Origin of the sequence: Sinisalibacter lacisalsi (assembly GCF_014640115.1) — a bacterium.
GTDB classification, from domain to species: Bacteria; Pseudomonadota; Alphaproteobacteria; order Rhodobacterales; family Rhodobacteraceae; genus Sinisalibacter; species Sinisalibacter lacisalsi.
The window spans coordinates 573,986-599,504 of the sequence record NZ_BMGI01000001.1 but is presented as its reverse complement, the minus strand read 5'-3'; the positions used below and the strand labels follow the sequence as shown (position 1 = coordinate 599,504).

Below are 25,519 nucleotides of genomic sequence, written 5' to 3'. Positions count from 1 at the left end.
TCGCGCTGGAAATTGAAAGCCCCGATTTCGGGTTTGGGCTTCGATCCAGCCGGACAGGCCCCTATAGTGCGCGAAGATGCGCCGAGGGGCAAGGTCGAAGGCGAAGGAGCGTTGCGGCGATGACAGCGGGATCATTCGAGCCGGGCGGAACGGGACGGGCGCTCGCCGGCTTGCGGGCGCGCGTGCGGCGGGCCCGGGCGAAAGGCGCGGGCAAGGCCGCGACCGAGCGCGCCCGCCGGCTGCTCGACGCCTATCTCGCCACCGCGGAGCGGCATGGCCGCGCCGCCCGCGAAGTGGCGGCCGGCATGGCGCGCGGCGAGGTCGCCCTCGCGATCGGGACAGCAACCCGCGACGCGTTGATGTCCGATCCGCCCGTGGTGGTGCGCAGGGCGGCCTGCGCCGAGGGCTGCGCGTTCTGCTGCATCCTCAGGGGCGGCGACGGCGGCACGATCACCGAGACGGAGGCGACGCGGCTGCATGACGCCCTCGCGCCGCTCGCGGGCCAACCCGACGGGCGCGACTGGCACCCCGACGCATGCCCCGCGCTCGATCCGGTCACCCGCGCCTGCCGGGTTTACGACGCGCGGCCGATGATCTGCCGGTCGTTCCTGTCGACCGATGCCGCGGCCTGCGAAACCAACGCGACCGGCGGCGCGGCGGCGGGCGCCGGGCTGATCGGCTCGCATCTCGACTACCTTGCTGCCCATGCCCTTGCGCGCGACGCGCTGAGAGGCACCGCCCGGGTGCCGACCTACAGCCTCGCGCGAATCGCCGCCGGGGCCGTTGCGGGCGAGACCGCGGACGCCAGCCTCGACGCCGCCCGCCACGCGACGGGCACACTCGACGACACCTGCCGCAACGCGGCACGGGCGGGCCAGATCACCAATTCCTGACGGAAGAACCGGGCACCCAACGAAAAAGGGCGGGCAAATCTGCCCGCCCCTGCCATGTCTTGTCGCGCTGGCTCAGTTGCCGGTGGCGTTGTCGATATCGACCGAGACGCCCGGCCCCATGGTCGAGGAGAGCGACACCTTCTTCAGGTAGGCACCCTTCGCCCCGGCGGGCTTGGCTTTCTGCACGGCATCCACGAAGGCGCGCACGTTCTCGACCAGCTTGGCCTCGTCGAACGACACCTTGCCGACGCCGGCATGAACCACGCCGGCCTTCTCGACCTTGAACTGGACCTCGCCGCCCTTGGCGGCTTCGACGGCCTCTTTCACGTCCATCGTCACCGTGCCGACCTTGGGGTTCGGCATCAGGTTGCGCGGGCCCAGGATCTTGCCGAGCCGACCGACGATCGGCATCATGTCGGGCGTGGCGATGCAGCGATCGAACTCGATCTTGCCACCCTGCACGATTTCCATCAGGTCCTCGGCACCGACGATGTCGGCACCGGCGGCCTTGGCTTCGTCGGCCTTTTCGCCACGGGCGAAGACGGCGACGCGCATGGTCTTGCCGGTGCCGTTCGGCAGCGAGACCTTGCCGCGCACCATCTGGTCGGCGTGGCGCGGGTCGACCCCGAGGTTCACGGCGATCTCGACGGTTTCGTCGAATTTCGTCTTGGCGTTCGCCTTGATCAGCGTCACGGCTTCCTCGACGGTGATATCTTCCTTACCGGCGAAAGCTTCGCGGGCGGAGCGGGTGCGTTTTCCAACTTTTGCCATCAGATCAACCTTTCACCTCGATACCCATCGACTTCGCCGAGCCGAGGATGATCTGCATCGCGCCCTCGATATCGACGGCGTTGAGATCCTTCATCTTGGCTTCCGCGATCTCGCGCACCTGCTTGACGGTCACGGTGGCGATCACCTCGCGGCCCGGCTTGTCGGAGCCGCGCGGACGGTTGCGCTTGCCCACGGGCTTCAGGCCGGCGGCCTTCTTGAGGAAATACGACGCCGGCGGGGTCTTGATGTTCATCGTGAACGACTTGTCGGCGTAGTAGGTGATCTCGGTCGGGCAGGGCGCGCCCTGCTCCATCTCCTGCGTCTTGGCGTTGAACGCCTTGCAGAATTCCATGATGTTGATCCCGCGCTGGCCGAGGGCGGGGCCCACGGGCGGCGACGGGTTGGCCTGACCTGCAGGGATCTGCAGCTTCATCTTGCCAGCGACCTTCTTGGCCATCTGGTTGCTCCTTCTTCAACAGCCCCCGAACGCGTTCGGGCGCCTTTGGTTGACGTGGTCTGGTCCGGACAACGCGTCGCCCTCGCCTCCCACATGTTGACCGGGCCGTGGCCCGGACTCGCCTCAGGTCTGTTTGGTGACCTGGGTGAATTCCAGTTCGACCGGGGTGGCCCGGCCGAAGATCGAGACCGACACCTTGAGGCGCTGGTTGTCGTCGTCCACGCCCTCGACCTGACCGTCGAAGCCCTCGAACGGGCCATCGGTCACCGAAACCGTCTCGCCGATCTCGAAGCTGATGAGCGTGCGCGGCGCCTCGGCGCCTTCCTCAACCCGGCCGAGGATGCCCTGCACCTCGGCGTCGCGCATCGGCATCGGGCGGCCCTGCGGGCCGAGGAAACCGGTGACGCGGTTGATCGAGCTGATCAGGTGATAGCCCTGATCCGACATTTCCATGTGCACGAGCACGTAGCCCGGCATGAAGCGGCGCTCGGTGGTCACCTTCTTGCCGCGACGCACCTCGATGACCTCTTCGGTCGGCACGAGCACTTCGTCGATCTCGTCCTCGAGCCCGGCGTCGGCCACGGCCGTTTTGATCTGCTCGGCAATCTTCTTCTCGTAATTCGAGAGAACGCTCACCGAATACCACCGTTTCGCCATCTCGTTTCAGCCTCGTTTCCTGGCGGGAATGCCTCGCCGAAGGGTCTTTGATTCCTGCGCGGTCACCCGCGCGCCCGAAAAAAAACCGGCGTGCAACTCGAATCATTGCACGCCTCTTCGGGGATTGGAGCCGGGAATAGCCCCGAACCCGCGTGGATTCAAGAGGTTTGGGCGGAGATCAGCCGAAGGCGGAGAGGATTCCGTTCAGCCCCGAGCGAATCGCCAGGTCGACCAGCGAGAAGAACACCGCCGTCAGCGCCGCCATGGCGACAACCATGCCGGTGGTGAGCAGAACCTCGCGCCGCGTCGGCCACACCACCTTGGCGACCTCCGAGCGAACCTGCTGGATGAACTGGAACGGATTGGTCTTCGCCATCATCATGCCTTTCACGGGTTGCAGCGCACATACGGGAAGCGCGCGGGCATTTCAAGAGCCTCCCCGGGCGCCCGCGAAAAGCGGCGCGAGGAAATCCGACATCGCCGCAAGCACCTCCGCGGCCGCGTCCGTCGGGCCAGCGTGCAAAACGCGATGCCCGGCCCCCGGCGCGATCCGCACCTGCGGGTTGGCGCCCGCCTGCCGCAGCCGGTCGGCGAAGGCCTCGCCTTGCCCGCGCCAGGGATCGGTCGCCCCGAAGGCCAGGAGCGTGGGCGGAAAGCCCGCCAGCGTTTCGGCCCGCAGCGGCGAGGCCAGAGGCGCGGCGCGGGCGACCGGATCGGGCAGGTAGGCGGCAAGCCCCGCGCGAGCGAGGCGCGAAAGGCCCTGCGGCGGCTGGGCGAGATCGAGCAGCGGCGACGTGGCGACCACTCCGCGAGGCTTGAACCCCATCCGCGCCGGCAGATCCAGGCAGGCGCCGATCGCGAGGTTGGCCCCCGCGCCCTGCCCGCCCAGCGCGATGCGCTTGCCGTCCCACCCCAGCTTGCGGCCGGCGAAACTGGCCCACCAGCCGAGCGCCAGGGCCTGCGTCGGCGCGGCGGGGAAGCGCGCGCCCGGCGCGGTGGCGTAATCGGGGCTGAGCACCACGCAGCCCAGCCGGGCGGCGAGGCCGCGGCAGATATGATCGTCCATCTCCGGTGCGCGCAGCACGAAGCCACCACCGTGGAAATTGATGTAGACCGGCGCATCCGTTCCCGCCCCTTCCGGCCTGAACAGGCGCAGCGCGACCTTGCCCGCCTCGGTATCGGCCGCCAGCGGCTCGGGCCGGGGAAGGTCGCCCGCCAGCGCGGCGACCGCAGCAGTGGGCTGCGCCTTGCGCGTCGCGCGTGCTCGGGCGAGGCGCACCGTGATGTCATCAAAAAGCGCCATGCCGTTCTTCGCTTCCGGTCAGGCCGCCTCGGCGCGCGCCTCGAGCGCGCCCAGCGCCGCGCGCATCATGATCGCGGCGAAGGGCGGGCTCTTATGCACCACGTCACCGTTTTCCCGCGCGGATTCGGCGGCGAACTCGGCCTTGGTCATCAACTCGGGCGTCAGCGTGTCGTCGGGCTGGTGTACCAGCGTCACACCGTCGGCTGCCCCCACCCGTGCCACCGCGTCGAGCGTGCGCGCCACCGCCCCGGCCTCGCGCGGTGCGTGGTAAAGCTCGGCTTCCCGTGCCGCGTCGATCACGCCGGTGGTTGGAAAGGACGCCGGCACGAAGGCGATCCGCCCCCCGCCCCGGCGAAAGCCTGGGCGAAGCGATAGGCCCGGATGCGGCCCAGCCACTGGCCCACCGCGGCCTCCATCACCGCCTGCGAAACCAGGCCATGGGCGGCCTCGTGGCGCTGCATCGCCAGCACCAGGTCGCCGATGCGCATCCGCGCGGCGTAGAACACGAAGGCGTCGAAATCGCCGGGCCCCAGGGTTTCCGGCCCATCGCCGCGCACCTTGGCAACGGCCTCGACCGCCGCCGCGTCGGGCACGATGCGACCGCCCTTGAGCCGAAGCCCCCGAAACGCCGGGCCCGCCGCGCCCCAGAACGCCAATCGACCTTCCAGCTCCGGCAGCAGCCCCGCATCGAGCGCGCGCTTGACCGAGCCGATATGGCTGTCGCCGTAAACGCAGATCCGGTCAGCCGAAGGCATTGAGCATCTCCTCCTCGCAGACCACGCCTGCGCTCTTGACCGCCTCCCGCGCTTCGGCAACCCTGCCTCGCCGCCTCGCGCGCGCGGCTTTCGCGGGCGATCTCCTTGCCGAAGGCCGCGGCCTGGTCGGCGAAGAAATTCCGCATCACGAAGTCAACGCCATGGGCGGTGACCGATCGCTGGTTCGGCTCGAAGAACATGCCCCGGTAGGGCGGCGCGGTGATGATCTCGTAGGACGGGAAATAATCCACCCAGTCGTGGTCCTGCGCCGCCATGCCCGCCACCGCGCGCAACACCGACTTGGAGTAGCTCGTGGCGGTGAGCACATGCTGGCCCGAGGCGGTGGCGGTGAGCGGCACCGGCGAGACGGTGAGCAAAACCTTCAGATCGGGGTTGGCCCGGTTCAGGATCGCGAGCGCGGCCTCGAGATCGGCCTGGATCGCATCGACGCGGTGATTGACGAAAACATGCGCCTCGGGGTCATAACTGCCCGCCGAGGTCCCGGGGCAGCTGGCGTATTCCTGCCCCGTGGCCGCGTTGGCCCAGCTTTCGGTGAGACCGAGGGTGAAGATGAAAACCCCGGCCGTCTGCACCGCGCGGCGGATCGCCCCATAGGTCACCTCGCGCGCGGCGCGCATCTCGTCCTCCGAGGCGAAGCCGCCGGGTTCGATCGTTGGCCGCAGCGGGTCGAACACCCGCCCCTTGCCATCCTCCCAGGCTTCCCACATTGGCTCCGCCTCGCCATGGGCCTGTTCGAGCCATTGGCGCAGCATCCGGGTGGTGTAGATGTTGCCGGTGCGGAAAGAGAAGATGCCGTGGTTGAAACGCCGCGCCGTTTCCTCGTCGAGCATCGGCGGGGCGGTCTCGGCGTTGTGCCAGGCGTAGCCGCGCGCGGCCAGCGCCTTGCCGATGTGCTGGGCGAAACACGATCCGGCGGTAACGATCGGCATCGCTGGCGTGACGGGGTATTTCGGCGTCCACAGCCCGCCGATCTCGAACGGCGAGTGGCTGGCCACGGCGTGTTTCCAGAACGCCTCCGGGCCGACCCGCTGGTAAGGGTTTTTCATGGCCTGTGCTCCTGCCTTTTTCGCTCGATACCATGGCCGCGCGCGCCGCTCCAGAGGTTTGCATACGACAGGTTGCCAGCCGGTTGACGCGGAGGGGTGCGGCATTTGCGGCCATGGAAGGCCCGCACCCGCGCCGCTAGCCTTCGCGCACCGGCACCGCAGCAACCGAAGGAGCAGGAACATGGAGCTTGGCCTGATCGCGGCAATCGTCGGCTGGGGCGTGCTTGTCGGCATCGTCTTTTCCGCCATCGGCGCGGCGGGAGGGATACTTTCCTCCTTCGGCCTGATCACCCTGTTCGGCGTGATGGAACCCAACAGCGTGAAGCCGATGACGCAGATCGTGGTGCTGGCCACGGCGCTCACCTTCGTGCCCGGCTACGTGCGGCGCGGCGCGGTTGTGCCCTCGCTCGGGGTGCTGCTCGGGCTGGGCGGTATCGTGGGGGCATGGGCGGGCAGCACCGTCTCGGCGCTCTACCTCTCCGACATGGCCACCTTCCGCCCGCTGTTCGGCCTGCTCACGCTGGCGATCGCGGCGCAGATCGGCTGGAAGCTCTATCGTCACTGGCAAGGGGCGCGCCGGGGCGAGGGCGGGGCGATGCAGCCCTTCATCGGCGCGGTCACCGACAAGGTGCTGCAACTTGGCTGCATGTGCTTTCGCTATGGCGATGCGCGCTACCGGGTGCCGGTGATCTCGCCGCTGATCGCCGGGGCGGTGATCGCCTTCACCGCCGCGATCTTCGGCGTCGGCGGCGGTTTCCTGATGGTGCCCTACATGGCCACGATCCTCGGCATGCCGATGCACATCATCCCCGCCACCTCGGCGATCCCGATCTTCATGTCGCTTCTGGTATCCGTCGGCAACTACCTGAACCTCGGCGCGCCGCTCGACTGGCCGATCCTCGCTCCGCTGGTGGCCGGCGCGGTGCTCGGGGCGGTGCTTGGGCCGCATATCAACCGCCGCCTCGCCAACCACTGGCTACAGGCCGCGATGGCGGTGATCGTCACCGGCATCGGCGCCAAATACGTGTTCTTCTGAAGGATGTGGCAGGGGCAGCAGGGCTCGAACCCGCGACCTACGGTTTTGGAGACCGTCGCTCTACCAGCTGAGCTATACCCCTGTGGCCGAGGCTGGACGTAACCGAAGGTGGCGCGGGTTTCAAGACCTCAATCGCCGCATTGCCGCTTCCAGCCCGGCACGGTCGCCCGAGGCCAGAACCGGCACCAACGCGCGGATCTCGTCCAGCGGCAGATCCCACCAGGCCAGCCGGTCGAGCAGCGCCCGCACCGGCGCGTCGAAGCGCTGCCGCAGCACCCCGGCGGGGTTGCCCACCACCACGCTCCATGGCGGCACGTCGCGCGCCACCACAGCGCCCGCGCCGATCACCGCGCCGTTGCCGATCGTCACCCCCGGCATCACCATCGCCCCCTGCCCGAGCCAGACATCGTGGCCGATCAACGTGTCGGGCCGGGGCGCGAAGAGCGCCGGGTACTGCTCCATCAGCCCGTGGTCGAACATCGGGAACGGATAGGTTGAAAAGCCATCCATCGGATGATTGCCGGCGGCGAGAAAGCGCACGCCGTGGGCGATCTGGCAGAACCGGCCGATCACCAGCCGCTCGGGTGCGCCCGGGTAGAGATAAGGCGCGATCCGGGCGGCGTAGTCCTCAACGGGATCGAAATCGTTGTAATAGGTGAAATCGCCTACCGCGATGTTCGGGTGGTCGATGACACGGGCGAGCTGGACGGTCTGGTTGTGCGGCTCGCCGTGGATGTTGATGAGCGGATGACGCAGCGAGGCGTCGAGAAAGGGCGCAGGCATGGCTGAACTCCGGCAAAACGTGGCAGTTTCGGTTCGGTCAGTTCAGCGCTTTGTCCATGTCACCCTCCCGTCGGATAGGCCAAGCATACAGGGTTTTGCCCGGTCGATCCAGCCCGGGAAAACCGCCTTTCGAAGGGCAGTCCGACGCGCATTCGAATGCGCGTCACGAGCGGTTTCGTAACCGCTTGACCCGCCAAACGAAAAGGGCCGCCCCTGGAGGGCGGCCCTTTCGATCTTGTTCAAGCCTCGGAGTTATTCGAGGATCTTCGACACGACGCCGGATCCGACGGTGCGGCCGCCTTCGCGGATGGCGAAGCGCAGGCCGTCTTCCATCGCGATCGGGGCGATCAGCTCGACCTCGAACTTCAGGTTGTCGCCCGGCATCACCATCTCCGTGCCCGAGGGCAGCGTCACCGTGCCGGTCACGTCCGTCGTGCGGAAGTAGAACTGCGGACGGTAGTTCGCGAAGAACGGCGTGTGGCGGCCGCCTTCCTCCTTGGTCAGGATGTAGACCTCGCACTCGAACTTCGTGTGCGGCGTCACCGAACCGGGCTTGCACAGAACCTGGCCACGCTCGACCGCGTCACGGTCGATGCCGCGCAGCAGAACGCCCACGTTGTCGCCGGCCTCGCCGCGGTCAAGCAGCTTGCGGAACATCTCCACGCCCGTGCAGGTCGTCTTCTTGGTGTCGCGGATGCCCACGATCTCGAGCTCGTCGCCCACGTTGACGACGCCACGCTCGACCCGGCCGGTCACAACCGTGCCACGCCCAGAGATCGAGAACACGTCTTCGATCGGCAGCAGGAACGGCAGGTCAACCGCGCGCTCCGGCGTCGGGATGAACTCGTCGACCGCCGCCATCAGCTCGCGGATCGAGTTCTCGCCGATCTCCGGATCGCGGCCCTCGAGGGCGGCCAGCGCCGAGCCCTTGATGATCGGAATGTCGTCGCCGGGGAACTCGTACTCGGTCAGAAGCTCGCGGATCTCCATCTCGACGAGTTCGAGAAGCTCCTCGTCGTCAACCTGGTCCACCTTGTTCATGTACACCACCAGCGCCGGAACACCCACCTGGCGCGCCAGAAGGATGTGCTCGCGCGTCTGCGGCATCGGGCCGTCAGCGGCCGAAACCACGATGATCCCGCCGTCCATCTGCGCCGCGCCCGTGATCATGTTCTTCACGTAGTCGGCGTGGCCGGGGCAGTCGACGTGCGCGTAGTGACGGGCGTCGGTCTCGTACTCGACGTGCGCCGTCGAAATCGTGATCCCCCGCGCCTTCTCCTCAGGCGCGCCGTCAATCTGGTCGTAATCGCGAAAATCGCCGAAATACTTCGTGATCGCCGCCGTCAGTGTCGTCTTGCCGTGGTCAACGTGACCAACCGTCCCGACGTTCACGTGCGGTTTGGAGCGTTCAAACTTTTCCTTAGCCATTGGCCATGCGCCTCGTCATTGGGGGGTTCCGCGCGAACCCGGTTCGTGTCCGCGCGCTCGTTACTTTGTCGGACAGGGAAAATCAAGCGGATGTTGCCCGCCCCGCGTTCAGCCTTCCGTGGCCGGCCTGGACTGCGGCTCGAGCGGCTGCACCGGGCGTCCGGGCGAGGTCGTGGCCGGGTCCATCAGCGAGGCGTCGCCGAACCATTCCTTGTTTTCGAGCATCCAGTTCTGAACCTGCTTGGCGAGGCTGCGCGCAAGGCTGCGAGCCTGTTCCTCGGCGGTCCGGGTCAGGCCGGAACCGATGAGTGCGTCGCCCCCCTCCTCGAACACGGTGAAACGCTTGGGCTCGTCGGTCAGCGGCTTGCCGCCGTCGCTGTCGCGGAACAGGTAGACATCGGCCATCAGGATTGACTTCGGCGCGGCCACGACGGGAATGCCCGGGGGCGCGAGGATGTAGCCGAGGATCGCGGTGGAGATGTGGTAATATTCATCGCCATCGTAACGCGAGAACCGGGTGTTCATCTCGTCGCGCACGAGGTCGACCCAGACGTCGTTCTCGATCTTGCGCGATATCTGGAGGATCTCGACATCCTTCGACACCACGGCCACGTTATGGCCAAGCAGGAAACGCCCCAGGGGCTCTGGGGTGTCGCCAAGGTCGGTGACGGCGCAGGCCGAGAGCAGTCCCGCGGAGAGCACAAGGGCAGTGGCTCGGGCGGCAATGGACTTAAGGCGGGTCATGTTCATGGCTCCTTGCCGCGAATCCAGTAGATGGGTCTGGATAACTCGTGCAGCCCTTTCTTGCAAATCACACACGCACCAGCCGCGACGGTTTCGCGGTTGCCCCCTTACACGCTTGCGCATAGCGTTCTGGCCATGGACGAACCATCGGATCCCGGGGGCACCGGCCCCGCCACAGGCGCGCCGCACACGCCTCCGCGCCAGCGCGGAGGCGACAAGCGGCTTGTCGGTCCGCGCGCACCCAGCGCCGACATGCTCAAGGAGCGCAAGGGGTTGCTCGAACTGGTCCGGCTTTCGCGCGACAACGTGCTCAACGTGATCCCCGCCGCGACGCTCAGCCGCCGCATCCTATCGGGCCGGGTTCTGAGGCGCGTCCACCTCGTCGCCGACCCCGAGGCGAACCGGAAGGTGTTCAAATCGAACATCGACAATTACCCGAAATCGCCGGAGACCAAGGGCATTCTGCGCAAGGCGCTGCGCCATGGGCTCTTCGTGCTTGATGGCGACGACTGGCGATGGCAGCGGCGGGCGCTGAATCCGGCCTTCGCGCCCCGCAATATCCGCAAGCTCGGCCCGCTCATGTCACGCGTTGCCGAGGAAAGCTCCGAGCGTCTCGCCGACGCGGATGGCAGCGTGAATATCTCCGACGAGATGATGCGCACCGCCTTCGACGTGATCGTGCGGGTGACCTTCGCCGGTGGCGACGGTCAATCGGCGGTTCCGGTTGACGTCGTGAGCCGCGCCATCGAGCATTATCTCGACAAGACGGGCCGGGTCTCGCTGCTCGATTATCTCGGCCTGCCCGGCTGGGTTCCGCGGCCCGGACGGCTGCGCACCCATCCGACGCTCAAGGCGCTCAAGGCCGGCGCGGACAAGGCCATCGCCGACCGGCGCAAGACCCCCAACACCCGCGATGCCGCCCTGATCGACCTTCTGATGGACGTCGAAGACCCGGAAACCGGGCGCAAGATGAACGACGAGGAACTGCGCGACAACCTGATCACCTTCCTGATCGCCGGGCACGAAACCACCGCGCTCACCCTGTCGTGGGCGCTCTACCTGCTCGCCCATGCCCCGGCCAAGCACAGCAAGGCCACCGAGGAAGCGGTTCGCGTTCTCGGCTCGCGCACCGCCACGGTCGAGGATGTGGGCCAGCTCGAATACGTTCGAAAGGTGCTCTACGAGGCGATGCGGCTGTTTCCGCCGATCCCGGTCCACCTGCGCACCGCGCAACGCGAAGACAGCCTGTGCGAACACGCCGTCAAACCGGGCGACACGGTGATCGTGCCGTTCTACTCGCTGCACCGGCACAAGAAGCATTGGAAGAGTCCAAACTGTTTCGTGCCGGAGAGGTTCGACAACATGGCAAGGATCGACCGCTACACTTACATGCCGTTTTCCGTCGGGCCGCGAATCTGCATCGGCGCCGAATTCGCGATGCAGGAATCGATCATCATCCTCGCCACGCTGCTTGCGCGGTTCCGGTTCAGCGGCGTCGAGGGCAGGGCGCCGAAACCCAAGCTGATCCTGACCCTGCGCCCCGACGAAGACATCCGGCTCAAGGTCGAGCCGCTTGCCGCCGAAGCGGCGGCGGGTGAAGGGGCCTAGTCCCGCTCCGGGCGGCGCGAGGAGCTTTGGCCTTTGTCGTCCTGCGGGCCGCAGATTGTGCGCAGGGCGCGCCATTCGGCGGCGGTGAGCACCGGGTCGCCGATCTCACCCGCCCGCTCGGCCCGATCCTGCGCCGCCTGCGCCGCGTCGACCCGCTCGATCATCTTTGGGTGGGTGGAGAAATGCTCGGCCCAGCCCGCCTCGTCGCCGTATTCCGCCATCAGGCGCTCGAAGAAGCTGCCCAGCGCGGCGGGCGGCAAGCCGGCGTCGCTCAGTAACCCATGGGCGTAGTCATCGGCGCCGATCTCGGCGGCCTGGCTGTATTTCGCGTTAATGAGCTGGTTGGCGAGCAGGAGCATCACCGTCCCGCCGGCGAAATCGCCGAAGATCAGCCCGAGCACACCGATGGAGCCGGCAAGCCGCAGCGCGTCGCGGGTCGGGTCGCGGTTGACGACGTGGCCAAGTTCGTGGGCGAGCACCGCCGCGACTTCCTCGGCGCGCTCCGCTTCCTCGATCAGGCCGCGAAACAGGATGACCCGCCCGCCGGGCAGCGCGAAGGCGTTGACCATGTCATGATCGAGCACCGCCACCGTCACCGGGTAGGGGAGATCATGCCCGGCGTCGAGCCGGGCCTCCATCTTCGCCAGCGCGGCCACCCCGGCCGGCGCTTCGCAAACCTCCACCGGCAGAAAATCGGCATCGCTGAGCGCGGTCCGGACCTGCTCGAAGGTGGCATCGCCCAGCGCCTTCTCGCCGGCGGGGGGCAGGAAAAGGGCAAGCTGGTTGGCCATCACCGGCACCAGCACGAAGATGATGAGCGACACCGACGCGACCGCACCCGCCGCCCAGCCGGCGATCCGCCCCTTGTTTTCGATCGGCGGGCGACGGTGCAAAGCGGGCGCGTTCTGGCGTAGGAGCCGGGTGATTGTCTCATCGCGGATGAGGAGCCGGGTCAGCGGATCTCCGGCGCGGGCGAGCATGAGCCCGGACAGGTCGGCCTGGTCGGGCACCTCGCGCAACTCGTCCGCCATCCAGTCCTGCGCCGCGCCATTGGGCAGGGTGATGATGAGCCGGTCGGGCGCGAGCCGCAGCGCGACGCGGTGCACCACCGCGGTTTCGCCATCGACCAGGTCGGCGAAAGCCTCGTGAACTGCTGCCGCCCCGGTCAAATCCCGTCTCCCAGCGGCAGGGCATCGGCGAAGCCTTCAGCCTCGGCGAACTCGTCGCGCGGACGCTGGCGGACGGCGTTGAGGGCGTCGGGATTCACGATCTCGGTGGTCTCGGCCAGGTGGCGGGCGATCGGCATGGTGATGAACACCTCGCGCAGCACGCCCCAGAACAGGAACACCGAGAAATAGGCCACGAGGCCCAGGAGCGTTGCCAGCCAGGCCGGCAGCGCCGCGAGACTCGCGAAATCATCAAACCCTTCCGCGATCAGCTCGGGATCGAGAAAAGACAGCAGAACGCCGATCGCCATACCCAGCGCGAACAGCAGGGCAAACAGCAGCGCCGCGATGGCGAGACCGCCGAGAAGGTAGATGCCCACGATCCGGCCGCCGCGCGGGTGACAGCGAAAGCGCACCTCGCCCAGCCGCTTGCCCTCGGTGAGCCGCTTGAAGCTTTCCGCTTTCCAGTGGCCAAGCCCGAGCACTGCCCAGGCCGCACCCATCGCCGTGGCAACGAGCCATACCGGCTCGTCCGACATGGTGGACGCGAAGATCCCGCCACCGATCAGCGCGGCGGCGATATAGACGTGTTTCATCGCCCCGATCAGGCTCCAGCGCCCGCCGGTCTGCTCGAAGCGGGCATCGCCGTAGAAGGTCCGGTCGGTGCGGTATTTCTCCAGTTCGAAGGTTTTCACCGGCCAGAGGATGCCCGCCGAAAGGATCGTCGCGATCCACCATAGCGTGGCGCGCCAGACATAGCCCTTCACGCCGGGTTCCAGCCCGAAGCGGATACCGCGCCAGCGGGTGCGCGCGAGAATGTAGCGCCGGGCGCGATATTGGGCGAAGAAGATGATCGGCACGAGGCCGAGGAAGCTCAGCAGGTAGGCCGGCGCCTCGCCCTTGAACAGCGAGAACGACAGGAACATCAGCACGAGGTTGACGAGGCCGATGTAGAAGGCGAGCACCACCACGGCGGTGAGAAACCCCATCAGCATCTCGGTTGGCCGGCCGGTGAACTCGAGCGGCTGGCCGCCGGGGCGGATCGCCGACCAGTAATAGCGGCGCATCCGGGTTTTCATCCAGAACCGGTAGAAACCGAGCGTGAGAACGGTGAGCACACCGGTTTTCAGCGCGAGGCGGAACATCGGGGCACCGCGACCTGCGTAATCCGTGGTGAGGTCGCGCAGCGCCACCGGTCCGGCCTAGCTGGTGAACCGGTTGTCGCGCGGGAAGCCGTGCGGCGGCAGTCTGCCCACGCTCGCGCGCTTGCCCACCCATGGGCTCATGTCGACCTCGGTGCGGGTGCGGTCGCCGCCCGCCGTCCACGACAGACCCTTCTCGATATCGAAGGTGGTGAGATCGGAGAGTCCGCCGTCAAGCTCCAGCACGCCCTGCTTGCCGCGCGCGGCGTTGTATTTCTGCAGGCGAACGCCTTTGCCCCGGCCCATCTCGGGCAGTTCCTCGAGCGGGAAGACGAGGAGCTTGCGGTTTTCGCTCACCACCGCGACGTGATCGCCCGCCACCGGCTTGCAGATCTTCGCCACGCTCTCGCCCACGTTCAACACCTGTTTGCCCGCCCGTTTCTGCGCCACGATATCGTCGGCGTTGACCACGAAGCCGTTGCCCTCAGCGGAGGCGACGATGAGGCGCTGCCCGGGACGGTGCACGAACATGTCGACGATCTCGGCCTCGTTGGGCAGATCGACCATCAGCCGCAGCGGCTCGCCCATGCCCCGCCCGCCGGGCAGGTTGGCAGCCGACAGGGTGTAGAACCGGCCGTTGCCTGCGAAAACGACGATCTTGTCGGTGGTTTCGGCGTGGAAGGCGAAGCGCGGCCCGTCACCGTCCTTGAACTTGAACTCGCGGCTGAGATCGACGTGACCCGACATCGCCCGGATCCAGCCCATGCGCGAGCAGACAACCGTGACCGGCTCGCGCTCGATCATCGCTTCGAGCGGCACGTCTTCGATCGCGCCCGCCTCGGCAAAGGTTGTGCGGCGCGCGCCGCCCTCGTAATCCTTGCCGAAAAGCTTCTTGGCCTGCTTGAGCTGGTCGGCGATCCGCGCCCATTGCAGCGCCTCGCTGTCGAGCAGGTCTTCGAGTCCGGCGCGCTCTTCCATCAGCGCATCGCGCTCGCGGACCAGCTCGATCTCCTCAAGGCGGCGCAAACTCCGCAGCCGCATGTTGAGGATGGCGTCGACCTGAACCTCGCTGAGCTCGCCCTCGCCCGGCGCCGGGCTGACGTAATCGGCCTCATTCGTGGCGCGCACATGGTCCTTCGACCAGTCCTCGCGCATCAGCGCGGCCTTCGGCTCGTCGTCGTAGCGGATGATGTCGATCACCCGGTCGAGGTTGAGGAAGGCGACGATGAAGCCTTCCAGCACCTCCAGCCGGTGGTCGATCTTCTCCATCCGGTGCGTCGAGCGGCGGATCAGCACCTCGCGGCGGAAATCGAGGAAGGCGCGCAGCACTTCCTTCATCGAGCAGACTTTGGGCGTGACCCCGTCGATCAGCACGTTCATGTTGAGGCTGAAACGCAATTCCAGATCGGAATTGCGGAACATCAGGCCCATCAGCATTTCCGGGTCGACGTTACGGGTACGCGGCTCGAGGATCAGGCGGATATCGTCGGCGCTCTCGTCGCGCACATCGGCGAGGATTGGCACCTTTCGGGTCTGGATCAGCTCGGCGATGCGCTCGATCAGCTTGGATTTCTGCACCTGGTAGGGGATTTCGGTGACGACGATCTGCCATTGGCCGCGGCCAAGATCTTCCACCTCCCAGCGCGCGCGCAGCCGGAAGCCGCCGCGCCCGGTGCGATAGGCTTCGGCAATGGTCTCGCGCGGCTCGACGATCACCCCGCCGGTGGGAAAATCGGGGCCGGGCACGTAGTTGAGCAGGGTCTCGTCGCGCGCGTCGGGCGTCTTGATCAGGTGCAGGCAGGCGTCGACCAGTTCGGCGATGTTGTGCGGCGGAATGTTGGTGGCCATGCCCACGGCGATCCCGGAAGAGCCGTTGGCGAGCAGGTTCGGAAACGTCGCCGGCAGCACCACCGGCTCGCTGAGGGTGCCGTCGTAGTTGGCGCGGAAATCCACGGCGTTTTCACCGAGCCCGTCCAGCATCGCCTCGGCAATCGCGGTCAGCCGGGCCTCGGTGTAGCGGCTGGCCGCCGGGTTGTCGCCGTCGATATTGCCGAAATTGCCCTGCCCGTCGACGAGCGGGTAGCGCACGGCGAAATCCTGCGCCAGACGCGCCATCGCATCGTAGATCGCCGCGTCGCCGTGCGGGTGATAGTTGCCCATCACGTCGCCCGAAATCTTGGCCGACTTGCGGAAACCGCCGGTGGACGACAGTTTGAGTTCGCGCATGGCGTAAAGAATGCGGCGGTGCACCGGCTTCAGCCCGTCGCGCGCATCGGGCAGCGCGCGGTGCATGATGGTGGAGAGTGCATAGGTCAGGTAGCGGTCGCCGATGGCGCGGCGCAGCGGCTCTGCCACCTCGAGCGGCGGCTTGTCGGGGTCGTCGATCAGATCGCTCATGCGGCCTGCATAGCGCCGCGATTCGCCCCCCGCAAGCATCACGGCGGGGGGACGGGAAATCCGCGCAAAGCCCGCCCTTGTGCCGCATGGGTGTGGCGTGGGACGCATGGGCAGGGTAATGGAGGAAGCATGGGTATTATCCGGCTGACATTGCTGACAACGGTGCTGATCTGGCTCGCGATGATGTATTTCGGGCGCGACGAGGGGTTGCCCGATCGGGTGATCGGGCGTGAGGCACCGGCGCCGACGCAGGTCATTGAGACTGCGCCCGAGCCGGTTGAACTCGAACCGGAGCCCGCACCCGAACCGGAGCCTGAGCCTGAACCCGAGCCACCGGTGGCCGCCGCCCCGGCCGAGCCTTCGCCGCCCGAACCGGTCGACCGGTTCGAGGAGGCCATCAGCGAGGCGATGGAAGAGGCCGAGCCCGAGGCCGAACCCGAGCCCGAGCCGGCACCCACCCCCGCCCCGGACAGCGTGCTTTACGTCACCGGCGCAACCGTCAACGTCCGGTCCGGCCCCTCGACCGTCTACGACGCGATCACGGCATTGCCGCGCGGCACGGCGGTTGTGGATCAGGGCAATGCGGGCGAGGGTTGGCGAATGATCCGGCTACAAAGCGGCGAGACCGGCTATATGTCGGGCGATTTTCTCTCGCCGGTCGCGCCCTGAGGATTGCCGCGGCACAGGCTTGCGCCTAGCGTCGCCGGGAGCAACGAGGCAGGCATGGCACAGAAATCCCTTCTCATCACCGGGTGTTCCTCCGGCATTGGCTACGATGCCGCCAAAGGCATGGCGGGTCGCGGCTGGCGCGTCTTCGCCACCTGCCGCGACCCGGCCGATTGCGCCCGTCTCGAAGCCGATGGGCTGGAGAGCTTCCCGCTCGACCACACCGACCCCGACACCATCCGCGCCGCGCTCGCCGAGGCCACCTCCCGCACCGGCGGCACGCTCGACGCGATCTTCGCCAACGGCGCCTTCGGCCTGCCCGGCGCGCTGGAAGACCTGCCGACCGACGCCCTGCGCGCGATCTTCGAGACGAATTTCTTCGGCGTGCACGAACTGGTGCGCCAGACCATTCCCGTGATGCGGACGCAGGGGCACGGGCGGATCGTGCTCAACTCGTCAGTGCTCGGCTTCACCACGATTCGCTGGCGCGGCGCTTATGCGTCGACCAAGTTTGCCCTCGAAGGGTATGGCGACACTCTGCGGCTGGAGATGGCCGACGCCAATATCGACACCGTCCTGATCGAACCGGGGCCGATCACCTCGATGATCCGCGCCAAGTCGCGCCCGCATTTCGAGGCCTGGGTGGACTGGCGCGCCTCGCCCAGGCGGGCACAATACGAGGCCAGCCTGCTCAAACGGCTCTACGACAACACCACCAAGCCCGACGCCTTCGAACTTCCGCCCGCAGCGGTGACGCGCAAGCTGGCCCACGCGTTCGAGAGCCCGCGGCCGCGCGCGCGCTACCTGGTGACAACGCCGACCTACGCGGCGGCCATCCTCAAGCGCCTGCTCCCCACCCGCCTGGCCGACCGCATCCTCGCGCGAAGTTGACCGCGCGTCCGCCCGGCAGACGGCCTCGCGCCCCCTCGCCAAGCCGCGCCAAACCCGTTATCCAAGGCCCAACGCGATCAGGGAGCCGCCATGTTCAGAGACCCGCTTTTCCTTGTTGTCGTCGTGGCCGTGGCCGCGGTGGCGATCATCCTGCTCACCGGCATCGGCGGCTTCGCGCGCGGCGGCGACTTCAACAAGAAGCACGCCAACCGCATCATGCGCTGGCGGATCTATGCACAGGCGTTGGCGATCGCGCTCATACTTCTGTTTGTCTGGATTCGTCGCGGAGGCTGACCCATGGTGGTGCTCAACAAGATCTACACCCGAACCGGCGATGCCGGCGATACGGCGCTGTCCGATGGCACGCGAGTGCCGAAACATTCCCTGCGGGTCACCGCCTACGGCACGGTGGACGAGACCAACGCCACCATCGGCCTAGCCCGGCTGCATGCCGAGGGCGAGATAGATGCAAAGCTTGCTATGATCCAGAACGATTTGTTCGATCTCGGTGCCGATCTCTCGCGCCCGAACCCGGAGCGCGACGACGAGGCGGAATACACGCCGCTGCGCATCGTGCAATCGCAGGTCGACCGGCTCGAGGCCGAGATCGACGCGATGAACGCCGGGCTCGAAGCGCTGCGCAGCTTCATCCTGCCCGGCGGCTCCGCGCTTTCGGCCTACCTGCATCTTACGCGCACGGTATCGCGCCGGGCAGAACGGCTGGCGGTGGAACTCGCCGGCGAGGAAACCGTGAACCCGGCCGCGATCCGCTATCTCAACCGGCTGTCGGACTGGTGCTTCGTCGCGGCGCGGGTGGCCAATGAAACCGGCGCCGAGGATGTGCTCTGGGTGCCGGGGGCAACCCGGTAGGATAGTCGCGGCAATGCGTCTCGCAACGTCCAGGCATCCGATCATGCAATCGCACGCCGCTTCCGGCGCGCCTTGCTACCGCTAACGCCGCCTCCTGGCCCGAAGAACGCGGCGTTGCGGCGCAATTTTCTGTCGCTTTGGCATTGTTCCCGGACGGAATGAGCCGGTAAACAACGGTGCAGACTCACCACCCCGCGGCGTGCCGCGCGGGCAAACCCAAGGGAGAGACACGCCGATGAAGGTGCTTGTGCCGGTTAAGCGCGTGATCGACTACAATGTGAAGGTCCGCGTGAAAGCGGATGGTTCCGGGGTCGATCTCGCCAACGTGAAAATGTCGATGAACCCCTTCGACGAGATCGCCGTCGAAGAGGCCATCCGCCTCAAGGAGGCCGGAAAGGTCGAGGAAATCGTGCTTGTCTCGATCGGTGTGAAGCAGGCGCAGGAGACGATCCGCACCGGGCTGGCGATGGGTGCCGATCGCGGTATTCTCGTGGTCGCGGCCGAGGATGTGCAGCAGGACATCGAACCGCTCGCCGTCGCCAAGATCCTTGCCAAGGTTGTCGAGGAAGAGCAGCCCGGCCTGGTGATCATGGGCAAGCAGGCGATCGACAACGACATGAACGCCACCGGCCAGATGCTCGCCGCCCTGATGGGCTGGGCGCAGGCCACCTTCGCCTCCAAGCTCGACGTGGATGGCGACAGCGCCACGGTGACCCGCGAGGTCGATGGCGGCCTGCAGACGATCAGGGTCAACCTGCCCGCGGTCGTCACCGCCGATCTGCGCCTCAACGAGCCGCGCTATGCCTCGCTGCCCAACATCATGAAGGCGAAGAAAAAGCCGATCGACGAGAAAACGCCCGCCGATTACGGCGTCGACGTGAGCCCGCGCCTCGAAGTGGTGAAAACCACCGAGCCGCCGGTGCGCAAGGCCGGCGAGATCGTGGGCTCGGTGGATGAGCTCGTGACCAAACTCAAAGATGCGGGGGTGATCTGATGGCCGTTCTTCTTCTTGCCGAAGTCGCCGGGGGGGCGCTGCACATCGACGCCACCGCCAAGGCCGTGACCGCCGCGAAGGCGATGGGCGAGGTCACCGTGCTCGTCACCGGCCCCGCCGCCGCCGCTGAAGCCGCCGCCAAGCTCGATGGCGTGGCGAAGGTGCTGGTGGCCGATGATGCGGCCTATGCCAACATGCTGGCCGAGCCGGTCGCCGACCTGATCGTCTCGCTCGCGGGCGATTACAGCCACATCGTGGCCGCCGCCACGGCGGACGCCAAGAACATCCTGCCGCGCGTCGCCGCCCTGCTCGACGTGATGGTGATCTCCGACATTTCCGTCGTCGTCGACGCCGACACCTTCGAGCGCCCGATTTATGCCGGCAACGCGATCCAGACGGTGAAATCGCACGATGCCACCAAGGTGATCTCGGTGCGCACCTCGACCTTCGAGGCCGCCGGCGAAGGCGGCAATGCCCCGGTCGAGGCCATCGCCGGCGCCGGTGACAAGGGCGTGAGCGCCTGGGTCGAGGACAAGGTCGCCGAGAGCGACCGGCCGGAACTCACCTCCGCCGGGATCGTCGTGTCCGGCGGCCGCGGCGTCGGCTCGGAAGCCGATTTCGCCCTGATCGAGAAGCTCGCCGACAAGCTCGGCGCCGCCGTCGGCGCCTCGCGCGCCGCGGTCGATTCGGGCTTCGCCCCGAACGACTGGCAGGTGGGTCAGACCGGCAAGGTCGTCGCCCCCGCGCTCTACGTGGCGGTCGGGATCTCCGGCGCGATCCAGCATCTCGCGGGGATGAAGGATTCGAAGGTCATCGTCGCGATCAACAAGGACGAAGAAGCCCCGATCTTCCAAGTCGCCGATTACGGCCTCGTCGCCGACCTCTTCGAGGCGGTGCCGGAACTCGTCGAAAAGCTCTGACGCGTCACGACAACACGGCAAAAGGCCCGCCAGACCGGCGGGCCTTTTTCGTCGCGGCGCGGCCATCAAAGCAGCGGCGCGAGCACCGAGTGCAGCGCCGCCGCCGCCTTTTCATGCGCGACCGTGCCGAGCATCTCGCGCGCGGCCGGCTCCTCGAGGGCCCCGAACACCAGCCGTTCACGGCCCGCCGTAATCTCGTCGCGGCTCACGACCACCTCGACAACGCCCGCCGCGTAGACCGACACCTCGCGCAGCATGGCCCGGTCGACGAACAACGGGTCACCGCCATCGGCTGTGCGGGTCACGCATGCCTCCGGCGGATGGTCCGACAACCACAACAGCACCACGTCGGATTCGATGCCCGAGACCAGCGTTTTCATCCGCGCCGTCCAGGCCTCCTTGAGTTCCTGCTCCACCATCGCGAAACGCTCCGCGCTTTCCCGCTTGAGGGCGGTCAGGAGGTGACGCGTGAAGTTGAACTCGGTGAAATCGACATCACGGTAAACCGTCTTCAGCAGGGTCGAGGCGCGCAGGAAACGATCGTTGCGGCGCGGGTGCACCGCGTAGAACCGGTTCGACATGTTCTGCGCCCCGCCGATCTGGATCACCGTCACCTTTGCCCGCGAACAGGCGTCGCGGATCGTCGGATCCTGGGCGAAAACATCGAGGCCGGCATTGCCGATCCCGAAGTTCACCACCTTGCGGCCCAGCAATTCCTCGGCCAGCGCCGGATAGGGCCGCTCGACGAACCTGCCATAGGTTTCACTTCCCCCGAGCACGGCGACATAATCGCCCTCAAGCTTGCGCTTCGGCCCCCTGAACAGGAGCTTCGACTTGCCATAGCGACACGGGAAATACTCGAGGGCATTGCTGCCCAGCTCTTCATAGGCCATTCCACCCACTCCATTCTTCTCACCCGGCAACGAGGGTCGCAGCAAACTCTTGCGAAATGGCTAAGGCGAAAATACGCGACGTTCGGTTGGCCTTTCGTCAATCTCGGACCGGCGCCTTTCGCTTGCACGCGGGCGCGCCGCGCGCCTAAGGTCGCCGCGAAACCTCAGGGAGCGAAACATGGCAATAGAAACGGTCGGCGTCGTCGGTGCGGGACAGATGGGCAACGGGATCGCCCACGTGATGGCACTGGCAGGCTACGAGGTTTTCCTCAACGACGTCGACCAGGCGGCGATCGACCGCGCGCTCGCAACGATCGGGAAGAACCTCGACCGCCAGGTCTCCCGCGAGAAGATCACCGCAACCGAGCGCGACGAGGCGCTCGCCCGCATCAAGCCCACGCTCCGGCTCGCCGATCTTGGCCAGGCGGACCTCGTGATCGAGGCCGCGACCGAGCGCGAAAGCGTGAAACAGGCTATCTTCGAAGACCTGCTGCCGCATCTCAAGCCCGAAACGATCCTCACCTCCAACACCTCGTCGATATCAATCACCCGCCTCGCCTCGCGCACCGACCGGCCCGAGAAGTTCATGGGATTCCACTTCATGAACCCGGTGCCGGTGATGCAGCTGGTCGAACTGATCCGCGGCATCGCCACCGACCAGGCCACCTACGCCGCCTGTCTCGAGGTGGTGAACCGCCTCGGCAAGACCGCCGCCCCGGCGGAGGATTTTCCCGCCTTCATCGTCAACCGCATCCTGATGCCGATGATCAACGAGGCGGTCTACACGCTTTACGAGGGAGTCGGCTCGGTCAAATCCATCGACGAATCCATGAAGCTCGGCGCCAATCACCCGATGGGGCCACTGGAACTGGCCGATTTCATCGGACTCGACACCTGCCTCGCGATCATGAACGTGCTCCACGACGGGCTGGCCGACACCAAATATCGCCCCTGCCCGCTGCTCACCAAATACGTCGAGGCCGGCTGGCTCGGCCGCAAGACCGGGCGCGGCTTCTATGACTACCGCGGCGATGAACCGGTGCCGACACGCTAGCGACCGGCCCCGTCTTCTTGGGTCGCGAAATACCTCGGGGGTCTGGGGGCAGCGCCCCCAGGGCTTTCGTGGCCTGAACGAAATCGCAAAGAGCGCGCCGAAGGCGCACCGTTCGCGCGGGTCAATCCTGCAGCGAAAGGGTGTGGGCCCGCAGCCAGGCGATGAAGCCGCGCGGGTCGGTGGCTAGGCGATCCAACTGCGCCGGCGTCAGCGGCGCACCGATCACCGGGCCATGCGGCTGGTTGCAGACGTGCACCACCTCGTGCAGCAGGAGCGCCTGTCGCAGGGTCGATGAGAGCCGGTTGGCGATCTGGTACCAGCGCGAGTTGCGCCCCCGGAAATGGATCGGGACGACCGCCGCGCCCGACCGCCGTATCAACTGCGCGGTAAAGACGTTCCATTCCGCCTCTTCCACCGGCCCGAACGCGGTTTTCGAACTGGCGACCACGCCCGACGGAAAAATGCAGATGAGGCCGCCGGCGTTGAGCCGTTCCATCGCCCTGGCCCGCATCTCGACGCTCTTCTTCTGCGCGTCCTTGTCGTGCGGGAACGGCACCGGGATCAGGAAGGAGGAGGCCACCGCGTCGAGCCCGGTCAGCACCTCCCGGGTGAGGATCTGGAAATCATCACGCACCCGGGCGATGAGCTCGGCCATGATCATGCCGTCGACCAGCCCATGCGGATGGTTCGCCACCACCACCACCGGCCCGGTCTTGGGAATATGCTCGAACTGCGCCGCCGGCGTGGTGATCTCGATCCCCATGACGTCAAGGGCGGCGCGCCAGAACGCCAGGCCCTCGGCGCCGCCGCGGCGCTCGAACTCACGCACCATGCGGATGATCGAAATCTTTCCGGTCAGCCACTCGATCGCGCGGATCGTGCTCGCCTGCAGGCCGTTTTCGAAGCTGTGGGCATAGGTCAGGTTGCGCTTGTCGTATTTGTGCGGCGTTGCCCCCGTTGCGGTCCGGATACCCATCTCGGACCTCAGGACTCTTCGCCGAACTTGTCCGCCACGAGCGCCTCGAGCGCATCCATCAGGCGGGCGGCCTCCGGCCCCGATGTCTCAACCTCGATCACGCTGCCATAGGCGGCGGCCAGCATCAGCAGGCCCATGATCGAGTCGCCCTCGGTTTCCATCCCGTCCTTCGACACCTGCGCATGCGCGTCATGCGCCTCGACGACCTCGACGAATTTCGCCGATGCGCGGGCATGAAGCCCCTTGTCGTTGATGATGTTCAACCGGCGGGTCACCGTTTCGGCCATGGGTTTCTCCTAACTCGGTTATCCGTCGATGCTGTCGATATACTTGCGGCCGGCCGCCAGCGCGGCCCGGGTCGCCGCTCCGACCTCGGCATGACGCATCTTCGCGAGTTTCACCAGCATCGGCAGATTTGCGCCATAGAGGATCTTGCGGTCGGCCTTGGCGCAGGCGGGCAGCGACAGGTTGGATGGAGAGGAACCGAACATGTCGACCACCACGATCACCCCGTCGCCGGTATCGACGCTTTCGGCGGCCTGAACGATCTCGGCGGCTTTCTTGGTCCGGTCGTAGTCGGCGGCGATGGCGATCGCGCGCACCTGTTCAAGCGGCCCCACAACATGCTCGACCGCGGCGAGATATTCCGCCGCGAGCCCGCCGTGGGCGACGATCACGATGCCGATCACGTGCTGTTTCCCCCGATCTGGCCGGTCTCTGCCCCTCCGGCAGAGCCCCCGAGTTCCCGGTGCCTAATTGACACCCGCCAGCCGCTATCCGCAAGGGCCTTGGCGACGGTTTCCGCCAGCGCAACCGAGCGGTGCCGCCCGCCGGTGCAGCCGAAGCCGACCGCGAGATGCGCCTTGCCCTCGGCGGCATAGGCCGGCAGCAGGAAGGTCAGCAGATCGACGATCCGAGACAGAAACCCCTGGTAGCGCGGATCTTGCGCGACGTGGTCCGCCACGCGCGCATCGAGGCCGGTGTGCGGCCGGAGCTCGGGTTGCCAATGCGGGTTCTGCAGGAACCGCACGTCGAACACGAGATCGAGCCCGCGCGGCACCCCGCGCTTGTAGGAAAAGCTCTGCACCGACACGGTGAGCGCCTCGCCTTCCTCCATGCCGAGCCAACGCTGAATCTCGGCCTTGAGGTCATGCACCGAGAGATCGGACGTGTCGATCAGCACGTCGGCGCGGGCCCGGATCGGCGCCAGCAGGTCGATCTCGCGCTCGATACCCTGGATCGTGCTGTCGCCCCCGGCCAACGGGTGGCGGCGGCGGGTTTCGGAATAGCGCTGCGCCAGAACCTCGACGCGGCAGTCGAGAAACAGGACGTCGACCTCGAGCATCGGATTGGCGACAAGCGCATCGACGGCGTCGGCGAGCGCATCGGCGGAGAAATCACGCGTGCGCACGTCCAGCCCCAGCGCCAGCGGCATGTCGAGCGGCTCGCCCGAGATCAGCCGTGGGATCAGGTTGAGCGGCAAGTTGTCGATCACCTCGTAGCCGAAATCCTCGAGCGCATCGATCGCCGTGGATCGCCCCGCGCCCGAAGCGCCGGTGACGAGCACCACGTGCTGCGTCGCGCGCCGTTCGGCCGTTTCGCCTGTCGCCGTCTTCGAATCTTCACGCATCACGCCAGAGCCCGCCTTTCAGAAGCGCGACTATGGCACCGGTGAAATGGGGGCCGTCAACCCTTCGGATTTTCGTCACGGCAACGCCGAGCACGGTTTCCTCCAGCGGCTCGGGAAGCCTGGCGGTCTCCGCCGCGCCCATGTCGACCACGAGCCCGAGCGGCGCAGACCGGAGGAATGGCGCCCGCACCAGCCCGACGCCACGCGCCTCGATCACCCCGGCGAGGCGCTCGGGTGCCAGCGCCCAGGGCCATCCCTCGCGCAGTTCGAGCCGGGTCCGGTCATCGGCGACCAGTTCGGCCCCGTGCGCCATCAAACCCAGCGCGAGGCCCGATTTGCCGCTGCCGGAGGGGCCAATGATCAACACCCCCGCCCCCTCGATCGCAACCGTCGTCGCGTGGCGGGTTTCCGGGGCGTG

The 25,519-nt window shown here is 66.9% G+C and carries 29 protein-coding genes and 1 tRNA gene; 10 read left to right on the top strand and 20 right to left on the bottom strand.

From position 1 onward, the window contains the following. Positions 1–119 precede the first annotated feature (119 nt). On the top strand, positions 120–893 hold the full coding sequence (locus tag IEW01_RS02985; protein ID WP_188526102.1) for a YkgJ family cysteine cluster protein: 774 nt from the start codon (positions 120–122) through the stop codon (positions 891–893). Positions 894–965: 72 nt separating this feature from the next. On the opposite strand, the gene rplA is transcribed toward IEW01_RS02985, so the two are convergent. From rplA to IEW01_RS02945, 7 genes are all read right to left on the bottom strand, one after another. Beyond that, positions 966–1,664, bottom strand: a complete 699-nt coding sequence (gene rplA, locus IEW01_RS02980; RefSeq protein ID WP_188526101.1) for a 50S ribosomal protein L1 — start codon at positions 1,662–1,664, stop codon at positions 966–968. A gap of 4 nt (positions 1,665–1,668) precedes the next feature. Further along, on the bottom strand, positions 1,669–2,121 hold the full coding sequence (gene rplK / locus IEW01_RS02975; protein WP_188526100.1) for a 50S ribosomal protein L11: 453 nt from the start codon (positions 2,119–2,121) through the stop codon (positions 1,669–1,671). Between the two features lie 123 nt (positions 2,122–2,244). After that, entirely contained in the window at positions 2,245–2,778 is a 534-nt protein-coding gene (gene nusG, locus IEW01_RS02970) for a transcription termination/antitermination protein NusG (protein WP_188526099.1), read from the bottom strand. 178 nt (positions 2,779–2,956) lie between these two features. Beyond that, complete coding sequence (secE, locus tag IEW01_RS02965; protein ID WP_188526660.1) at positions 2,957–3,154, bottom strand: preprotein translocase subunit SecE; 198 nt, start codon at positions 3,152–3,154, stop codon at positions 2,957–2,959. Positions 3,155–3,205: 51 nt separating this feature from the next. Continuing rightward, positions 3,206–4,081 carry an alpha/beta hydrolase gene (locus IEW01_RS02960; RefSeq protein WP_188526098.1) on the bottom strand — a complete coding sequence of 292 codons (876 nt, stop codon included), beginning with the start codon at positions 4,079–4,081 and terminating at the stop codon, positions 3,206–3,208. 18 nt (positions 4,082–4,099) lie between these two features. Beyond that, positions 4,100–4,381, bottom strand: a complete 282-nt coding sequence (locus tag IEW01_RS02955; protein ID WP_188526097.1) for a hypothetical protein — start codon at positions 4,379–4,381, stop codon at positions 4,100–4,102. 115 nt (positions 4,382–4,496) lie between these two features. Then, positions 4,497–5,903 carry a GSCFA domain-containing protein gene (locus IEW01_RS02945; RefSeq protein WP_229738028.1) on the bottom strand — a complete coding sequence of 469 codons (1,407 nt, stop codon included), beginning with the start codon at positions 5,901–5,903 and terminating at the stop codon, positions 4,497–4,499. Positions 5,904–6,084: 181 nt separating this feature from the next. Between IEW01_RS02945 and IEW01_RS02940 the strand changes: the two genes are divergently transcribed. Next, a complete protein-coding gene (locus IEW01_RS02940; protein WP_188526095.1) occupies positions 6,085–6,939 on the top strand; it encodes a sulfite exporter TauE/SafE family protein in 855 nt (284 codons plus the stop codon). Positions 6,940–6,945: 6 nt separating this feature from the next. On the opposite strand, the gene IEW01_RS02935 is transcribed toward IEW01_RS02940, so the two are convergent. The 4 genes from IEW01_RS02935 to IEW01_RS02920 all read right to left on the bottom strand — a co-directional run bounded on the left by IEW01_RS02935 (position 6,946) and on the right by IEW01_RS02920 (position 9,894). Then, positions 6,946–7,021 (bottom strand) — tRNA-Trp (locus IEW01_RS02935). Positions 7,022–7,059: 38 nt separating this feature from the next. After that, on the bottom strand, positions 7,060–7,722 hold the full coding sequence (locus IEW01_RS02930) for a CatB-related O-acetyltransferase (protein WP_188526094.1): 663 nt from the start codon (positions 7,720–7,722) through the stop codon (positions 7,060–7,062). Positions 7,723–7,974: 252 nt separating this feature from the next. Further along, positions 7,975–9,150, bottom strand: a complete 1,176-nt coding sequence (gene tuf, locus IEW01_RS02925) for an elongation factor Tu (RefSeq protein WP_188526093.1) — start codon at positions 9,148–9,150, stop codon at positions 7,975–7,977. A 108-nt stretch (positions 9,151–9,258) separates the two neighbouring features. Continuing rightward, the gene (locus tag IEW01_RS02920) at positions 9,259–9,894 is read right to left on the bottom strand and encodes a hypothetical protein (protein ID WP_188526092.1); all 636 of its coding nucleotides are present in this window, start codon (positions 9,892–9,894) and stop codon (positions 9,259–9,261) included. A 135-nt stretch (positions 9,895–10,029) separates the two neighbouring features. Between IEW01_RS02920 and IEW01_RS02915 the strand changes: the two genes are divergently transcribed. Continuing rightward, positions 10,030–11,502, top strand: a complete 1,473-nt coding sequence (locus tag IEW01_RS02915; RefSeq protein ID WP_229738026.1) for a cytochrome P450 — start codon at positions 10,030–10,032, stop codon at positions 11,500–11,502. On the opposite strand, the gene IEW01_RS02910 is transcribed toward IEW01_RS02915, so the two are convergent. From IEW01_RS02910 to IEW01_RS02900, 3 genes are read right to left on the bottom strand one after another with little or no spacing between them, the layout of a single operon-like run. Then, complete coding sequence (locus IEW01_RS02910) at positions 11,499–12,671, bottom strand: M48 family metallopeptidase (protein ID WP_229738024.1); 1,173 nt, start codon at positions 12,669–12,671, stop codon at positions 11,499–11,501. The genes IEW01_RS02915 and IEW01_RS02910 overlap by 4 nt on opposite strands. Beyond that, entirely contained in the window at positions 12,668–13,861 is a 1,194-nt protein-coding gene (locus tag IEW01_RS02905; RefSeq protein ID WP_229738023.1) for a DUF898 family protein, read from the bottom strand. The genes IEW01_RS02910 and IEW01_RS02905 overlap by 4 nt, the downstream gene beginning before the upstream one ends. Before the next feature lie 9 nt (positions 13,862–13,870). After that, positions 13,871–16,207, bottom strand: coding sequence for a DNA topoisomerase IV subunit A (locus IEW01_RS02900; protein WP_188526091.1), 2,337 nt, complete (start codon positions 16,205–16,207; stop codon positions 13,871–13,873). Between the two features lie 129 nt (positions 16,208–16,336). On the opposite strand from IEW01_RS02900, the gene IEW01_RS02895 reads away from it, so the two are divergent. From IEW01_RS02895 to IEW01_RS02870, 6 genes are all read left to right on the top strand, one after another. Further along, positions 16,337–16,876 carry an SH3 domain-containing protein gene (locus IEW01_RS02895; RefSeq protein ID WP_188526090.1) on the top strand — a complete coding sequence of 180 codons (540 nt, stop codon included), beginning with the start codon at positions 16,337–16,339 and terminating at the stop codon, positions 16,874–16,876. 54 nt (positions 16,877–16,930) lie between these two features. Further along, positions 16,931–17,764, top strand: a complete 834-nt coding sequence (locus IEW01_RS02890; protein ID WP_188526089.1) for an SDR family NAD(P)-dependent oxidoreductase — start codon at positions 16,931–16,933, stop codon at positions 17,762–17,764. Between the two features lie 90 nt (positions 17,765–17,854). Further along, the gene (locus IEW01_RS02885) at positions 17,855–18,058 is read left to right on the top strand and encodes a twin transmembrane helix small protein (protein ID WP_188526088.1); all 204 of its coding nucleotides are present in this window, start codon (positions 17,855–17,857) and stop codon (positions 18,056–18,058) included. Between the two features lie 3 nt (positions 18,059–18,061). Then, positions 18,062–18,634 carry a cob(I)yrinic acid a,c-diamide adenosyltransferase gene (locus IEW01_RS02880; RefSeq protein WP_188526087.1) on the top strand — a complete coding sequence of 191 codons (573 nt, stop codon included), beginning with the start codon at positions 18,062–18,064 and terminating at the stop codon, positions 18,632–18,634. A gap of 235 nt (positions 18,635–18,869) precedes the next feature. Beyond that, positions 18,870–19,628, top strand: a complete 759-nt coding sequence (locus IEW01_RS02875) for an electron transfer flavoprotein subunit beta/FixA family protein (protein ID WP_188526086.1) — start codon at positions 18,870–18,872, stop codon at positions 19,626–19,628. Beyond that, on the top strand, positions 19,628–20,548 hold the full coding sequence (locus tag IEW01_RS02870) for an FAD-binding protein (protein WP_188526085.1): 921 nt from the start codon (positions 19,628–19,630) through the stop codon (positions 20,546–20,548). Before IEW01_RS02875 ends, IEW01_RS02870 begins: the two co-directional genes overlap by 1 nt. A gap of 65 nt (positions 20,549–20,613) precedes the next feature. On the opposite strand, the gene IEW01_RS02865 is transcribed toward IEW01_RS02870, so the two are convergent. Beyond that, positions 20,614–21,441, bottom strand: coding sequence for a DUF6473 family protein (locus IEW01_RS02865; protein WP_188526084.1), 828 nt, complete (start codon positions 21,439–21,441; stop codon positions 20,614–20,616). A 178-nt stretch (positions 21,442–21,619) separates the two neighbouring features. Between IEW01_RS02865 and IEW01_RS02860 the strand changes: the two genes are divergently transcribed. Further along, a complete protein-coding gene (locus IEW01_RS02860; protein WP_188526083.1) occupies positions 21,620–22,495 on the top strand; it encodes a 3-hydroxybutyryl-CoA dehydrogenase in 876 nt (291 codons plus the stop codon). A gap of 121 nt (positions 22,496–22,616) precedes the next feature. On the opposite strand, the gene IEW01_RS02855 is transcribed toward IEW01_RS02860, so the two are convergent. The 5 genes from IEW01_RS02855 to IEW01_RS02835 are packed head-to-tail and all read right to left on the bottom strand — an operon-like array spanning position 22,617 to position 25,468. Beyond that, positions 22,617–23,471, bottom strand: coding sequence for a lysophospholipid acyltransferase family protein (locus IEW01_RS02855; protein ID WP_188526082.1), 855 nt, complete (start codon positions 23,469–23,471; stop codon positions 22,617–22,619). A gap of 8 nt (positions 23,472–23,479) precedes the next feature. After that, positions 23,480–23,758, bottom strand: a complete 279-nt coding sequence (locus IEW01_RS02850) for an HPr family phosphocarrier protein (RefSeq protein ID WP_188526081.1) — start codon at positions 23,756–23,758, stop codon at positions 23,480–23,482. Between the two features lie 18 nt (positions 23,759–23,776). Beyond that, positions 23,777–24,160: a PTS sugar transporter subunit IIA gene (locus tag IEW01_RS02845; RefSeq protein ID WP_188526080.1), complete on the bottom strand. Its 384-nt coding sequence runs from the start codon at positions 24,158–24,160 to the stop codon at positions 23,777–23,779. Beyond that, complete coding sequence (gene rapZ, locus IEW01_RS02840) at positions 24,157–25,101, bottom strand: RNase adapter RapZ (protein WP_188526079.1); 945 nt, start codon at positions 25,099–25,101, stop codon at positions 24,157–24,159. The genes IEW01_RS02845 and rapZ overlap by 4 nt, the downstream gene beginning before the upstream one ends. After that, positions 25,094–25,468: an HPr kinase/phosphorylase gene (locus IEW01_RS02835; protein ID WP_308418940.1), complete on the bottom strand. Its 375-nt coding sequence runs from the start codon at positions 25,466–25,468 to the stop codon at positions 25,094–25,096. Before IEW01_RS02835 ends, rapZ begins: the two co-directional genes overlap by 8 nt. Between the last annotated feature and the right edge of the window lie 51 nt (positions 25,469–25,519).

Excerpts from the sequence above, each read along its gene's own strand:
- IEW01_RS02985 (WP_188526102.1), top strand. The coding sequence starts at position 120 with ATGACAGCGGGATCATTCGAGCCGGGCGGAACGGGACGGGCGCTCGCC.
- rplA (WP_188526101.1), bottom strand. The coding sequence starts at position 1,664 with ATGGCAAAAGTTGGAAAACGCACCCGCTCCGCCCGCGAAGCTTTCGCC.
- rplK (WP_188526100.1), bottom strand. The coding sequence starts at position 2,121 with ATGGCCAAGAAGGTCGCTGGCAAGATGAAGCTGCAGATCCCTGCAGGT.
- nusG (WP_188526099.1), bottom strand. The coding sequence starts at position 2,778 with ATGGCGAAACGGTGGTATTCGGTGAGCGTTCTCTCGAATTACGAGAAG.
- secE (WP_188526660.1), bottom strand. The coding sequence starts at position 3,154 with ATGGCGAAGACCAATCCGTTCCAGTTCATCCAGCAGGTTCGCTCGGAG.
- IEW01_RS02960 (WP_188526098.1), bottom strand. The coding sequence starts at position 4,081 with ATGGCGCTTTTTGATGACATCACGGTGCGCCTCGCCCGAGCACGCGCG.
- IEW01_RS02945 (WP_229738028.1), bottom strand. The coding sequence starts at position 5,903 with ATGAAAAACCCTTACCAGCGGGTCGGCCCGGAGGCGTTCTGGAAACAC.
- IEW01_RS02940 (WP_188526095.1), top strand. The coding sequence starts at position 6,085 with ATGGAGCTTGGCCTGATCGCGGCAATCGTCGGCTGGGGCGTGCTTGTC.
- IEW01_RS02930 (WP_188526094.1), bottom strand. The coding sequence starts at position 7,722 with ATGCCTGCGCCCTTTCTCGACGCCTCGCTGCGTCATCCGCTCATCAAC.
- tuf (WP_188526093.1), bottom strand. The coding sequence starts at position 9,150 with ATGGCTAAGGAAAAGTTTGAACGCTCCAAACCGCACGTGAACGTCGGG.
- IEW01_RS02920 (WP_188526092.1), bottom strand. The coding sequence starts at position 9,894 with ATGACCCGCCTTAAGTCCATTGCCGCCCGAGCCACTGCCCTTGTGCTC.
- IEW01_RS02915 (WP_229738026.1), top strand. The coding sequence starts at position 10,030 with ATGGACGAACCATCGGATCCCGGGGGCACCGGCCCCGCCACAGGCGCG.
- IEW01_RS02900 (WP_188526091.1), bottom strand. The coding sequence starts at position 16,207 with ATGAGCGATCTGATCGACGACCCCGACAAGCCGCCGCTCGAGGTGGCA.
- IEW01_RS02895 (WP_188526090.1), top strand. The coding sequence starts at position 16,337 with ATGGGTATTATCCGGCTGACATTGCTGACAACGGTGCTGATCTGGCTC.
- IEW01_RS02890 (WP_188526089.1), top strand. The coding sequence starts at position 16,931 with ATGGCACAGAAATCCCTTCTCATCACCGGGTGTTCCTCCGGCATTGGC.
- IEW01_RS02885 (WP_188526088.1), top strand. The coding sequence starts at position 17,855 with ATGTTCAGAGACCCGCTTTTCCTTGTTGTCGTCGTGGCCGTGGCCGCG.
- IEW01_RS02880 (WP_188526087.1), top strand. The coding sequence starts at position 18,062 with ATGGTGGTGCTCAACAAGATCTACACCCGAACCGGCGATGCCGGCGAT.
- IEW01_RS02875 (WP_188526086.1), top strand. The coding sequence starts at position 18,870 with ATGAAGGTGCTTGTGCCGGTTAAGCGCGTGATCGACTACAATGTGAAG.
- IEW01_RS02870 (WP_188526085.1), top strand. The coding sequence starts at position 19,628 with ATGGCCGTTCTTCTTCTTGCCGAAGTCGCCGGGGGGGCGCTGCACATC.
- IEW01_RS02865 (WP_188526084.1), bottom strand. The coding sequence starts at position 21,441 with ATGGCCTATGAAGAGCTGGGCAGCAATGCCCTCGAGTATTTCCCGTGT.
- IEW01_RS02860 (WP_188526083.1), top strand. The coding sequence starts at position 21,620 with ATGGCAATAGAAACGGTCGGCGTCGTCGGTGCGGGACAGATGGGCAAC.
- IEW01_RS02855 (WP_188526082.1), bottom strand. The coding sequence starts at position 23,471 with ATGGGTATCCGGACCGCAACGGGGGCAACGCCGCACAAATACGACAAG.
- IEW01_RS02850 (WP_188526081.1), bottom strand. The coding sequence starts at position 23,758 with ATGGCCGAAACGGTGACCCGCCGGTTGAACATCATCAACGACAAGGGG.
- rapZ (WP_188526079.1), bottom strand. The coding sequence starts at position 25,101 with ATGCGTGAAGATTCGAAGACGGCGACAGGCGAAACGGCCGAACGGCGC.